Raw genomic sequence first — 13394 nt, forward strand, 5'->3', positions numbered from 1 at the left:
AATAGATACTTTTGTTGCAGAAAAATAGAGCAATGGCAAAGAATTTAGTAATAGTGGAGTCACCTGCAAAGGCGAAAACGATCGAGAAATTTCTTGGGAGCGATTTTCAGGTGGAGTCAAGTTATGGTCACATAGCAGACTTACCATCCAAAGAAATAGGAGTAGATGTAGAGAATGGTTTTAAACCTAAATATGAAGTTTCTCCCGATAAAAAAGCTTTGGTAAGTAAACTTAAGACACTATCTAAAAATGCCGAAATGGTTTGGTTAGCAAGCGATGAGGACCGCGAGGGAGAGGCTATTTCTTGGCACTTGGCGGAAGAACTGAAATTAGATACTAAAAAAACCAAAAGAATTGTATTTCACGAGATTACAAAATCTGCGATTCTAAAAGCAATCGATAATCCAAGAGAAATTGATTATAACTTAGTAAATGCGCAGCAGGCGAGAAGAGTATTAGACCGTTTAGTAGGTTATGAATTATCTCCGGTTTTGTGGAGAAAAATTAAAGGCGGACTTTCTGCTGGTCGTGTACAATCTGTTTCTGTTCGTTTGATTGTAGAAAGAGAACGCGAAATTCAAAACTTTACTGCAGTTGCATCTTATTCTATAGTTGCAGAGTTTGTAAATGAAGCAGGAAAAGTTTTCAAGGCAAAACTGCCAAAAAACTTCAATACAAAAAAAGAAGCCGAAGATTTCTTAAATCAAAACATCGGTTCTAAATATAAGGTAGCCGATTTAGAAACTAAACCTACCAAAAAATCTCCAACATCTCCTTTTACAACTTCTACGCTTCAACAAGAGGCAGCAAGAAAATTGTATTTGCCAGTTGGAATCACAATGCAGTTAGCACAGCGCCTATACGAAGCCGGACTTATTACTTATATGAGAACGGACTCGGTAAATCTTTCTAAAGAAGCAATGGATGCCGCAGAAGCTGAAATCATAAAATCGTACGGAAAAGAATATTCAAAACCTCGTGTTTTTGCTAATAAAAACAAAGGAGCTCAAGAAGCCCACGAAGCAATTCGTCCAACTGATATGTCTCGTCACACGGTAAATATCGATCGTGATCAGGCTCGTTTATACGATTTGATCTGGAAAAGAACTTTGGCTTCTCAGATGAGCGATGCACAGTTGGAAAGAACAAATGTGAAAATTGAAGCTGATAATCACAGCGAAATTTTTACAGCTTCTGGAGAAGTTTTGCTTTTTGAAGGTTTCTTAAAAGTATACCTTGAAGGTCATGATGATGACGAAGAAGAACAAGAAGGAATGCTTCCTGCATTAAAAGTAAACGAAAAGTTAGTAAATAATTATATTACAGCTACAGAACGATATTCAAGACCGCCGGCACGTTACACTGAGGCTTCTTTGGTAAAAAAACTTGAGGAACTTGGAATTGGCCGTCCTTCTACTTATGCGCCTACAATTTCAACAATTATCAATAGAAATTATGTTGAAAAAGGAACACTTGAAGGTCAGGAGCGTAATTATACACAACTTACATTACAAAATAGTAAAGTAGGAGAAAAACTACTGAAAGAAAACACAGGTTCAGATAAAGGAAAATTAGTTCCAACTGATATCGGAACTATTGTTACTGATTTCTTAGTGAAAAATTTCGGAAACATTCTAGATTATAATTTCACGGCAAAAGTAGAACAGGATTTTGACGAAATTGCTGAAGGAAATATTGACTGGGCTAAAATGATGCAGGAGTTCTACAACCAATTTCATCCAAATGTGAAAGAAGTTGAAGCAAATGCTGAACGTGAAAGCGGCGAGAGAATTTTAGGAAAAGATGCAGATGGAAGACAAGTATCTGTTCGTTTAGGAAAATTTGGACCAATGGCTCAAATTGGAGAAGCGGATGATGAGGATAAAAAGTTTGCCAGCTTAATGGCAGATCAAAATATTGGAAACATTACACTCGAAGAAGCTCTAAATTTATTTTTGCTTCCAAAGAGTTTAGGTGAATATAAAGGAGAAGAAGTAGAAGTAAGCAACGGTCGTTATGGACCTTACGTTCGTCACGGAAGCGTTTTTATTTCGTTGCCAAGAGGAGAAGATCCGTTAAGTGTTTCTAAAGAAAGAGCAAAAGAGTTAATCGACGAAAAAGCACTTGCAGATGCGCCGATTGCAGTTTATAAAGGAGAAGCAGTTCAAAAAGGAGTGGGGCGTTTTGGTCCATTCATCAAATGGAATGGTCTTTTTATTAATGTGAATAAGAAATACAATTTTGATAATTTATCACAATCAGATGTTGAAGAACTTATTGAAGAAAAACTTCAGAAAAACATCGATAAAGTTATTCATAATTGGGAAGATGAAGGAATTGTAGTAGAAAAAGCCCGTTGGGGACGTTCTGTAATTCTAAAAGGAAAAATCAAAATTGAGTTGAGTAAAGATGTTGATGCATCGCAATTGACATTAGCTCAAGTTCAAGAAATGATTGCTGCTAAAACACCTGCAAAGAAAACGGCAGCTAAAAAAACAACAACTGCTAAAAAAGCACCAGCTAAAAAAACAGCTGCTAAAAAGAAATAAGTATAGATGGAATTTGATTTTCTAGAACCAGTTAATGATGCGATTGTAAAATTCGTCAGCGCACTGTCTTCACAAGAGCTTGGGAGTAAAGTTGTCTTTCACACCCAAGATCAGTTTCCTGATATTGAAAAAATTAATATAGCCATAGTTGGTGTTTTAGAAGATCGTACCAACATTAATATGGTTAATGAAGTTAATCTTTCGGCGGTACGTAAAAAGCTATATGGAATGTTTCCAGGCAACTGGGATGCATCGATTGCCGATTTAGGAGATATACTTGCTGGAGACTCAATAGAGGATACTTACTTTGCAGTGAAGAAAGTTACAGCTGCATTAATTAAGAATAAAGTCATTCCTATAGTCCTGGGAGGTTCTCAAGATTTAACATATGCTTTGTATCGTGCTTATGACGATCTAGAGCAAATGGTTAACTTGGTTGCTGTTGATAATAAGTTTGATTTCGGAAAGGAAAATGAGTCAGTATCAGCTAATTCGTACCTCACTAAAATTATTATTGATGAGCCAAATAATCTTTTTAATTATTGTAATATAGGATATCAGACGTATTATAATTCTCAAGAAGAGATTGATTTGATTGAAAAGTTGTTTTTTGATGCATATCGTCTGGGAGAAATTTCAAATAAAATAACCTTAGCAGAACCGGTTTTTAGAGATGCAGATTTAGTTAGTATTGATTTGAACTCTGTAAAGTCTTCTGCTTCAGGGAATACTGTTACTTTTGAGCCTAACGGATTCAACGGTAAAGAAATCTGTTCATTGGCAAGATACGCTGGAATTAGTGATAAAGTATCCTCTTTTGGAATCTTTAATCACAATAGTACAATGGCAGAATCGGTAATAATTTCACAAATTGTATGGTATTTTATTGAAGGTTATCATTATCGCTCAAAAGAATATCCATTTGGAAGCCGAGCTAACTATTTAAAATATATCGTGCCTCTTGAAGATGAAGAATTGATTTTCTATAAAAGTGATAAAACAGATCGCTGGTGGATAGAAATTCCTTTTGAATCAAATGGCAGCAATAAATTAAAAAGAAATACGTTATTACCCTGTTCTTATGACGAATATTTGTCAGCTTGCAATCAAGAATTGCCAGAAAGATGGTGGAAAGCACAACGAAAAAACGCTTTATAACGAGAAAATTTAAGCGAAATCTTAAATTTTAAAAATTAATTAAAAAAAGTTAAAATAAATTAGTAAGAAAATTGTTATATACCATAAAAATTAACGTTTTACATCGATTTTTTGACACAGTTTATCGATAAAATATTTTTTTTTTATTTTATTTAACATTATTTTTGAACGGTAAAATAAATTTCGCAAGTAGTATTGTTTTTTAGATAAATAATAAATACGTTTACGGACTTTTAATAATGAATAGATAATCCCAAATTTATATGAAGAAGTTTATTGCATTTGCAGCAATGTTAACACTAGTAATCGGCTGTGGTAAGTCAGGTGACAAAGGTGAATTAGTTGGTGTTACAGGAGGGAAATGGCATCCCGAGAAGCCTTATGGAATGACATTAGTTCCGGGTGGATCTTTTATAATGGGTAAATCAGATGCTGATTTAGCTAACGTAGAAGATGCTCCAACTAAAACTGTAACTGTTCGTTCATTTTATATGGATGAAACTGAGATTACAAATAGTGAGTACCGTCAATTCGTAGAGTGGGTAAAAGATTCTACAATGAGAGTTCGTTTAGCAATCTTGGCTGATGAGACAGGACAGAAAGCTACTGACGGAAAAGGAAAAAAAGGCGGAAGTATTTCTGACTATGCTTTCAACGATTCTGATCCAGAAAAAATGACAGCTTATGATAAATATATGTACGATAACTATTATAGTGTTGGTACAAAAGATGATCCATATGCTGGAAGAAAATTAAACAGAAAAGTTAAACTAATTAAAGATACAAAAGCGTATCCAGATGAGTATTATGCTGAAGTAATGGACTCTATGTATTTACCAATTGAAGAATCATACAATGGTTTAAGAACAATTGATGTAAATAAATTGAAATTCCGTTATTCTTGGATGGATATTCAAGCTGCTGCAAAAGCTAAAGTTGGAAAAAGAAGTGATTTCGTAAAAACAGAACAGGTAAATGTTTATCCTGATACTGCAGTTTGGATTAAAGATTTTGCTTACTCATATAATGAGCCAATGCATAATGATTATTTCTGGCACAAAGCTTATGGAGAATATCCTGTAGTAGGTGTGACTTGGAAACAAGCAAAAGCATTTTGTGCTTGGAGAACTTTAAATAAAAATAGTTATATCAAATCTAAGAAAAAAGGGCGTGACTTAGTTAATGCTTTCAGATTACCAACTGAAGCAGAATGGGAGTATGCTGCAAGAGGTGGTCTAGAATCTGCTACTTATCCTTGGGGAGGTCCTTATACTAAAAGCGATAGAGGTTGTTTCTTAGCAAACTTTAAGCCAAGCAGAGGAGATTATGCTGCTGATGAAGCTTTGTATACTGTTGAAGCGAAATCATACGACGTAAATGGTTACGGATTATATAACATGGCAGGAAACGTTTCAGAATGGACTGATTCAGCTTATAATCCAAATGCTTACGAATATGTTTCAACAATGAATCCAAACGTAATTGATGGTAAAAATCAAAGAAAAGTGGTTCGTGGAGGTTCTTGGAAAGATGTTGCTTACTTCTTACAAGTTAGTACTCGTGACCACGAATATGCTGATTCAGCTAGAAGTTATATCGGATTTAGAACTGTACAAGATTACATGGGAACTCAAGTAACTGGAAGCTCTAACAAAAGAAAGTAATTTATAATTTTATCAATATCCAACAAATCTATTTAAATTAAAACCTAAAAAAAAGTATTATGGCATTATTAAGTAAAAAAGCAATGAATTTCGCTTATGGTATGGGAGCGGCAGTGGTAATCGTTGGAGCTTTATTCAAAATTACTCACTTTGAAATTGGACCATTAACAGGAACAGTTATGCTTTCAGTAGGATTGGTTACTGAGGCGTTAATCTTTGCACTTTCTGCTTTCGAACCTGTTGAAGACGAGTTAGATTGGACTCTTGTTTACCCTGAATTAGCTAACGGACAAGCTAGAAAAAAAGAGGTTAAAGTTGAAGCTCCAACTGAAGCTCAAGGATTATTATCTCAAAAATTAGACACATTATTAAAAGAAGCTAAAATTGACGGTGAATTAATGTCAAGTTTAGGAAACAGCATCAAAAACTTCGAATCTGCTGCTAAAGGAATTGCTCCAACTGTAGATTCAATCGCAGGTCAAAAGAAATATTCTGAAGAATTATCTGTTGCTGCTGCTCAAATGGAATCATTAAACAGTCTATATAAAGTACAGTTAGAAAGCGCTTCTAGAAACGCTGAAGCTAACAAAGAAATCGCTGAAAACGCTTCTAAATTAAAAGAGCAAATGCAATCTATGACTGCAAACATTGCTTCTTTAAACAGTGTTTACGGTGGTATGCTTTCTGCAATGAGTAACAAAGGATAATTAGTTTTTAACTAATATTAAATTTATTAATAAAGAACTAATTAGAAAAAAATGGCAGGAGGAAAATTAACCCCTAGACAGAAGATGATTAACCTGATGTATCTGGTTTTCATCGCAATGTTAGCAATGAACGTATCAAAAGAAGTTATTTCTGCTTTTGGTTTGATGAATGAAAAATTTGAAAGTGCAAATACAAGTTCAACAGAAACAAATGCAGGTTTATTAACATCTTTAGATCAAAAAGCTGCTGAAGCAAAAGGAGAATTCGCTATTGCTGCAGTTACAGCTCATAAAGTTGAAGCAATTACAAAAGATTTTTATGATTATATAGCTACTCTAAAAGCTCAGGCAGTTAAAGGTTTCGAAGTTGATAAAGAAACTGGAAAAATGCCTTATGAGTCAATGGATAGAGGAGATAATATCGACGACTGGTTTACAGGAGACGGTTACACTAAAAAAGGTAACGAAATTATTTCTAAAATCGAAAAATACAAAGCAGATATTAAAGGTGCTTTAGGAACAGACAAAAAATACGCAGCAATTATTGCTGAGGTTGAAAAGAAATTTGATGTTTCTGATGTAAAAAACAAAGAAGGAATTAAAGAAAAGTATTTAGCTTATCACTTCAAAGGTTTTCCTGCAATCGCATCTGCTGCAAAACTTTCAACTTGGCAGAATGATGTTAAAAAAGTTGAAACTGATGTTTATAACAGCGCATTAGGAAAAGCTGCAGTTGCTGCTGCTTCTTACAGTAATTATCAAGCAATTGTTGTTTTAGACAAAAATGCATATTTCCAAGGTGAAAAAGTTACAGGTAAAGTTGTTTTAGGTCGTTATGACGAAAACACTAAACCTACTTCATTCCAAGGTCCAGGACAAATCGTAAACGGACAAGCTGTTATCTCTTTAACTGCTGGTGGAGTTGGAGAACAAGATATCAATGGGCAATTTACTTTCTTAGAAGATGGAAAAAATATTCCATTAAAATTCTCTGGAAAATATGTTGTAGTTCCAAGACCAAACTCTGCTACAATTTCTGCAGATAAAATGAATGTTGTATATAGAGGAGTTGTTAACCCAATCTCCGTATCATTCGCTGGTGTTGACGCTAACAAAATCGTTGCTAGTGCTCCAGGATTATCTTCAGCTGGAAAACCAGGAAAATATAACATGAGCCCAGGTCAAGGTACTGAAGCTACAATTTCTGTCACTGGTACATTACCAAACGGTGATAAAGTAACAGACAAGAAAACATTCAGAATTAAAGGTATTCCTGGTCCAACAGGAACAATTAGAGGAGAAATGGGTGTTGTAAAAGGACCTAAATCTAACCTTGAGATTGCTACTATTGGAGCTAAACTTCTTGATTTTGATTTTGAGGTTGGTTTAGATGTTGTTGGATTCAATATGAAAATTGCTGGACAACCTACAGTTGTTGTTTCAGGAAACAAAATGAATGCACAATGTAAACAAGTACTTTCAAGAGCAGGTAAAGGAGACCAAGTTACTATTTCTGAAATTAAAACTAAACTGGTAGGTGCAGGTAGTTATTTATTGCCAAGAACTGCTCCAGTAATTTACGAAATACAATAATAAAGTAGTGTAAGCTACGTTCAATATCTTATAATGATACCACGATGAAAGTAAGAAATTTTTTAATAGCCGTTGTTTCTATCGCTGGAGGTTTTGCTTCTAATGCGCAATCTAATTTGCTTAACGCAAAAACGCCTGATCAGATTGGACTTAAAACTCCTGCTCAACTTATATCTGATAATGATAAGCCTTTGGCTTATGGTTATGTAGATGATAGAGATATTTTGATGGGAAAAACTACTTGGGAAATCATTGATTTAAATGAAAAAATCAACTTTCCATTATACTTTCCTGTAGATACAGCTAATATTGGTGCTAATAGACGTTCTCTTTATGACGTTTTGACTAAAGCTATTAAAGGTGGAAAAGTAACAGAAGTGTATACTGATAGTTATTTTAATACCAAAAAATCTATGAAAGATATCGAAGGATCATTATCTCGTATTGATACAACAGATGCAGGTAGAGAGTTAATTAACCAATATCCAGATGACTACAAATCACGTGTTGTGAAGAAAAAAGTAGTAACGGGTAAAGGTAAAAATAAAAGTGTTTCTTATGTTGAAGAAACAGTTGGACCAACAAGAACGGTTCCTGCTGAATACATTTTGAAACAAGATCTTACGGCTGCAGATGTTACTCAGTATAAAATTAAAGGATACTGGTATTTTGATAAACGTCAAAGTGAATTGAAATATCGTTTACTTGGAATTTGTCCAGTAACTCCAGACGTTTATACAATGAATAGTGATGAAAAGGATTATATTGAATTATTTTGGGTATTCTTCCCAAATGCCAGAGAAGCTCTGCATGAAGCAAAAGCTTTCAATGATAACAATTCAGCTCTTCCAATCTCATTTGATCAGATTTTAAATTCAAGACGTTTTAATGCTGTTGTTTACAAAGAAGAGAATCTTTATGGAGACAGAGCTATTAGCGATTACATGAAAGACAATGCTCAAAATCAATTGTTAGAATCTGAAAGAGTGAAAGAGAAAATTCGCAATTTCGAACAAGATATGTGGAACTACTAAGTTGATACATAGCATAATAATTAAAAAACTCTTATTACATTTGTAGTAAGAGTTTTTTTTTATGTAATAAATCAAAAAAGCTTTTAAGCTGAATTAAAAGCTCTCAAAATTATAATAATTTATTTATGTAAGAAAAATAACAATATTTATAATGAATTTTCGTTTAATGTCTTGTAATAAATATTATGATGAAAATAAGAAATTTTTTAATAGCTATTGTTTCCATCGCTGGAGGCTTAGCTTCTAATGCGCAGTCTAATTTACTTAATGCAAAAACTGCAGATCAGATAGGAATTAAAACACCTGCACAGATGGTATCTGATAACGATAAGCCCCTTGCTTATGGTTATGTAGATGATAGAGATATTTTGATGGGGAAAACTACTTGGGAAATCATTGACTTAAATGAAAAAATCAACTTTCCATTATATTTTCCTGTTGATACTGCTAACATTGGCCCTGATAGACGCTCACTTTACGATGTTTTGACGAAAGCTATAAAGAATGGTAGAATAACGGAAGTTTATGCAGACAGTTATTTTAATACAAAGAAATCTTTAAAAGACATTGAAGGGGCATTATCTCGTGTAGATACAACAGATGCAGGTAGAGAATTAATCAATCAATATCCAGATGACTACAAAACACGTGTGGTTAAGAAAAAGATTGTTACTGGTACGGGAAAGAACAAAAAAGTAACGTATGAAGATCGAACAGTTGGACCAACTAGAACTGTTCCTGCTGAATATATATTGAAGCAAGATCTTACTGCAGCAGATGTTAGTCAATATAAAATTAAAGGATTTTGGTATTTTGATAAACGTCAGAGTGAATTGAAATATCGTTTACTTGGCATTTGTCCGGTAACCCCAGATGTTTATACCATGAATAGTGACGAGAAGGATTACATTGAATTGTTTTGGGTATTTTTCCCGAATGCGAGGGAAGTTTTACACGAGGCTAAAGCCTTTAATGATCAAAATTCAGCACTTCCAATTTCATTTGATCAAATATTGAATTCGAGAAGATTTAATGCGGTTATTTATAAAGAAGAGAATATGTACGGAGATCGTGAGATCAAAGATTATATTCGTGACGATGCACAGAGTCAGTTATTAGAATCAGAAAGATTAAAAGAAAAGATACGTAATTTCGAGCAAGATATGTGGAATTACTAAGTACTCAAATCAAATTATAGAAAAACTCTTGCTACCTTTGTAGTAAGAGTTTTTTATTTATACACTTCGCAATGCTTGATTATTTAATCGTCGGATCTGGATTGGCTGGAATTTCTTTTGCCGAAACTGCACTTAAAAACAATAAAACTATTTTGGTTTTGGATAACAAATCGCAAAACTCATCTAGAGTAGCAGGAGGTTTGTACAATCCTGTTATTCTAAAGCGTTTTAGTGAAGTGTGGAAGGCACAAGAACAATTAGTTCTCATGAATGAATTCTATGACCAGGTAGAAGATAAATTAAGAGAGAAATTCAATTTTAAAATGCCGGTTTTAAGAAAGTTCTTTTCAATTGAAGAGCAGAACAACTGGTTTGCAGCTTCTGATAAAATTAATTTGGCACCTTTCCTATCTACCAAATTAATTACTAAGAAATATAATAGTATCGATTCTCCTTTTGATTATGGAGAGGTTTTGCATACTGGTTATGTTAAGACTGCTTTATTATTAGATAGTTATAGAGAATATTTGCTTGAAAATAATTTATTACTTGAGGATTCTTTTCACAGCAGTTTCCTAGAGATTTTAGATTCTGGAATTCAATATAAAAATATAAAAGCGCGTCATATTATTTTTGCAGAAGGTTTCGGAATGCATAAAAATCCTTATTTCAGTTACCTGCCTCTGGATGGTACAAAAGGAGAATTATTTATTATAAAAGCACCAAAATTAAATATTGATGTAATTGTAAATACCAGTGTTTTCATTTTACCGCTGGGTGGAAATTTGTTCAAAGTAGGTGCGACGTACAATTGGCAGGATAAAACAGATACACCCACAGAAGAAGGTAAACAAGAACTTCTAGAGCGTATAAAAGAAATTATTACGTGTGATTTTGAAATTGTAAAGCACTTTGGAGGAGTACGACCTACCGTTTCGGATAGAAGACCTCTTTTGGGAACACATGAAGTTTATAAATCACTACACATCCTCAACGGACTTGGTACTCGCGGCGTAATGCTGGGCCCGGCAATGGCTAAAGCTTTATACGATCATATCGAAAACAATATTCCTATAGATCGCGAAGCAGATATTAAGCGATTTCATAAAAGATATTTAAAAAGTATTATTTCTGACCGGCCTTAGGATCATAAGAAACAAACATATTTATATATAAGTTTCTAGAGAGGCGCAGCACAAAAGGAAATAAAACCACTAAAGTCAGAATAATTGATACAAACGATTGTTCGATAGTAGCTCCAAAAAAGACAAAAGAAACAATAAATGCGGCAATTCCAACAGCTACATTTAGTCCGTAGCTTACATACATTGCGCCATAAAAAAACGAAGGTTCAATTTGATATTTAAATCCACAATGACTGCATTTTTCGTTCATTTTTAGAACTTTAGTCAAATGAAGCGGATTTTTGTCTTCATACATGCTTTCTTTTTGGCATTTTGGACAACTTCCTGTTAAAATACTATTTAGTTTGGATCCTTTTTTTAACATTTGCAAAAATTTTGATCAAAGGTACATTTTTACGCCTTTATTTCTTGTAACAACAGTCACAAATTATGCTTAACATACACAATCTTTCGGTTTCTTTTGGAGGAACATATTTATTTGAAGAAGTTACTTTTCGTTTAGGTGCAGGAGACCGAGTTGGTCTTGTGGGTAAAAACGGAGCAGGTAAATCTACAATGCTTAAAATGCTGGCAGGAGATTTTAAACCAGACTCAGGAGTTATTTCGCAAGAGAAAGATATCAGAATGGGTTTTCTACGTCAGGATATTGATTTTGAGCAGGGAAGAACTGTGCTGGAAGAAGCATATGAGGCTTTTACAGAGATCAAAATTGTAGAAAAGAAATTAGAAGAAATCAATCATCAATTGGTTACAAGAACCGATTATGAGAGTGAAGAATACAGCCAGATTATCGAAGACTTATCTGATTATACACATCGCTTTGAGCTTTTAGGCGGTTATAATTATGTTGGAGATACAGAGAAAATCCTTTTAGGTTTAGGTTTTAAAAGAGAAGTCTTTAATAATCAAACCGAAACATTTTCTGGAGGTTGGAGAATGCGTATCGAATTGGCAAAATTACTTTTGCAGTCAAATGACGTATTGCTTCTAGATGAGCCAACCAACCACTTAGATATCGAAAGTATTATTTGGTTAGAGAGTTTTCTTCGTAATTATCCTGGCGTTGTGGTGATTGTATCACACGATAAAATGTTTTTGGATAATGTTACCAACCGAACAATCGAAATTTCTTTAGGAAAAGCATACGACTTTAATAAACCCTATTCTCAATATTTAGAATTACGCCATGAAATTCGCGAAAAGCAATTAGCAACTCAAAAAAATCAGGCGAAAAAAATTGAAGAAACAGAAAAATTAATCGAGAAATTCCGTGCCAAAGCTTCAAAAGCTTCGATGGCTCAGTCGTTGATTAAAAAATTAGATAAAGTAGAAAGAATCGAAGTTGATGAAGATGATAACTCTGTAATGAACATCTCTTTCCCAGTTTCAAAAGAGCCGGGGAAAGTTGTAATCGAAGCAGAAAATGTTACCAAAAGCTACGGAGACAAAACGATTCTAAAAGATATTAGTTTATTGGTAGAAAGAGGCAGTAAAATTGCATTTGTTGGACAAAACGGACAAGGGAAATCTACTTTCATCAAAGCATTGGTAAACGAATTTGAGTACGAAGGAAACATCAAATTAGGGCATAATGTTCAATTGGGTTACTTCGCACAAAATCAGGCCGAATACTTAGATGGCGAAATCACTTTGCTGCAAACTATGGAAAATGCTGCGACTGATACAAATCGTATGAAAGTTCGTGACATGTTAGGTTCATTTTTATTCCGTGGAGATGATGTGGAGAAAAAAGTGAAAGTACTTTCTGGAGGAGAACGTAACCGTTTGGCACTTTGTAAATTACTATTACAACCAATTAACGTATTGCTGATGGATGAGCCGACAAACCACTTAGATATCAAATCTAAAAATGTTTTAAAAGCCGCACTTCAAAAATTTGGAGGAACACTATTATTGGTTTCTCACGACAGGGATTTCCTTCAAGGAATGTCAAACATTGTTTACGAATTCAAAGATCAAAAAATCAGAGAATATTTGGGAGACATCAACTTTTTCTTAGAACAGCGTAATCTAGAAAACATGCGCGAGGTTGAGAAAAAAGATGTTGTAAAAACAACAGCTCCAAAAGAAAATAACAAAATATCGTACGAAGACCAGAAAAAAGGAAAAGCACTTCAAAACAGATTAAGTAAAATTGAAAGTCAGATTCAGCAATTAGAAAAAGACATTCAGCACGACGATAAACTGCTGGCTTCTAATTATGATAAACATATAGAAGACGCCTCATTTTTTACAGCTTACAACAAAAAGAAAAAAGATTTAGATCAGTTACTTTTAGATTGGGAAGTCGTTCAAGAAGAAATTGATAATTTTAGTGCATAATATAATTTTTCGGGAGCTGATCC

At 33.9% G+C, this 13394-nt stretch carries 10 protein-coding genes; 9 read left to right on the top strand and 1 reads right to left on the bottom strand.

The annotated features are described in order from the left end of the window. The first annotated feature begins 32 nt into the window (after positions 1–32). From topA to QMG60_RS08520, 8 genes are all read left to right on the top strand, one after another. Positions 33–2549, top strand: coding sequence for a type I DNA topoisomerase (gene topA, locus QMG60_RS08485; RefSeq protein ID WP_281867476.1), 2517 nt, complete (start codon positions 33–35; stop codon positions 2547–2549). A 6-nt stretch (positions 2550–2555) separates the two neighbouring features. Beyond that, on the top strand, positions 2556–3707 hold the full coding sequence (locus tag QMG60_RS08490) for a formimidoylglutamase (RefSeq protein WP_281867477.1): 1152 nt from the start codon (positions 2556–2558) through the stop codon (positions 3705–3707). Positions 3708–3970: 263 nt separating this feature from the next. Then, positions 3971–5371, top strand: coding sequence for a gliding motility lipoprotein GldK (gene gldK / locus QMG60_RS08495; RefSeq protein WP_134139488.1), 1401 nt, complete (start codon positions 3971–3973; stop codon positions 5369–5371). 59 nt (positions 5372–5430) lie between these two features. Beyond that, positions 5431–6078: a gliding motility protein GldL gene (gene gldL / locus QMG60_RS08500; RefSeq protein ID WP_057117158.1), complete on the top strand. Its 648-nt coding sequence runs from the start codon at positions 5431–5433 to the stop codon at positions 6076–6078. A 51-nt stretch (positions 6079–6129) separates the two neighbouring features. Continuing rightward, positions 6130–7671 (top strand): gliding motility protein GldM, encoded by a 1542-nt coding sequence (gene gldM / locus QMG60_RS08505; RefSeq protein ID WP_057117157.1) that lies wholly within the window; start codon positions 6130–6132, stop codon positions 7669–7671. Between the two features lie 44 nt (positions 7672–7715). Further along, positions 7716–8705: a gliding motility protein GldN gene (gene gldN / locus QMG60_RS08510; protein WP_057117156.1), complete on the top strand. Its 990-nt coding sequence runs from the start codon at positions 7716–7718 to the stop codon at positions 8703–8705. Positions 8706–8893: 188 nt separating this feature from the next. Next, on the top strand, positions 8894–9883 hold the full coding sequence (gene gldN / locus QMG60_RS08515) for a gliding motility protein GldN (protein ID WP_134139669.1): 990 nt from the start codon (positions 8894–8896) through the stop codon (positions 9881–9883). 71 nt (positions 9884–9954) lie between these two features. Next, a complete protein-coding gene (locus QMG60_RS08520; RefSeq protein ID WP_281867478.1) occupies positions 9955–11028 on the top strand; it encodes an FAD-binding oxidoreductase in 1074 nt (357 codons plus the stop codon). Here the strand turns inward: QMG60_RS08520 and QMG60_RS08525 are convergent. Then, positions 11009–11392 carry a DUF983 domain-containing protein gene (locus QMG60_RS08525; RefSeq protein ID WP_057117153.1) on the bottom strand — a complete coding sequence of 128 codons (384 nt, stop codon included), beginning with the start codon at positions 11390–11392 and terminating at the stop codon, positions 11009–11011. The two genes, QMG60_RS08520 and QMG60_RS08525, sit on opposite strands and share 20 nt — an antisense overlap. Before the next feature lie 65 nt (positions 11393–11457). Here QMG60_RS08525 and abc-f point away from each other — a divergent pair, with 65 nt between their 5' ends. After that, positions 11458–13371: a ribosomal protection-like ABC-F family protein gene (gene abc-f, locus QMG60_RS08530; RefSeq protein WP_281867479.1), complete on the top strand. Its 1914-nt coding sequence runs from the start codon at positions 11458–11460 to the stop codon at positions 13369–13371. The last annotated feature ends 23 nt before the right edge of the window (positions 13372–13394 follow it).

This window comes from Flavobacterium sp. GSB-24, assembly GCF_027924665.1.
GTDB lineage: Bacteria > Bacteroidota > Bacteroidia > Flavobacteriales > Flavobacteriaceae > Flavobacterium.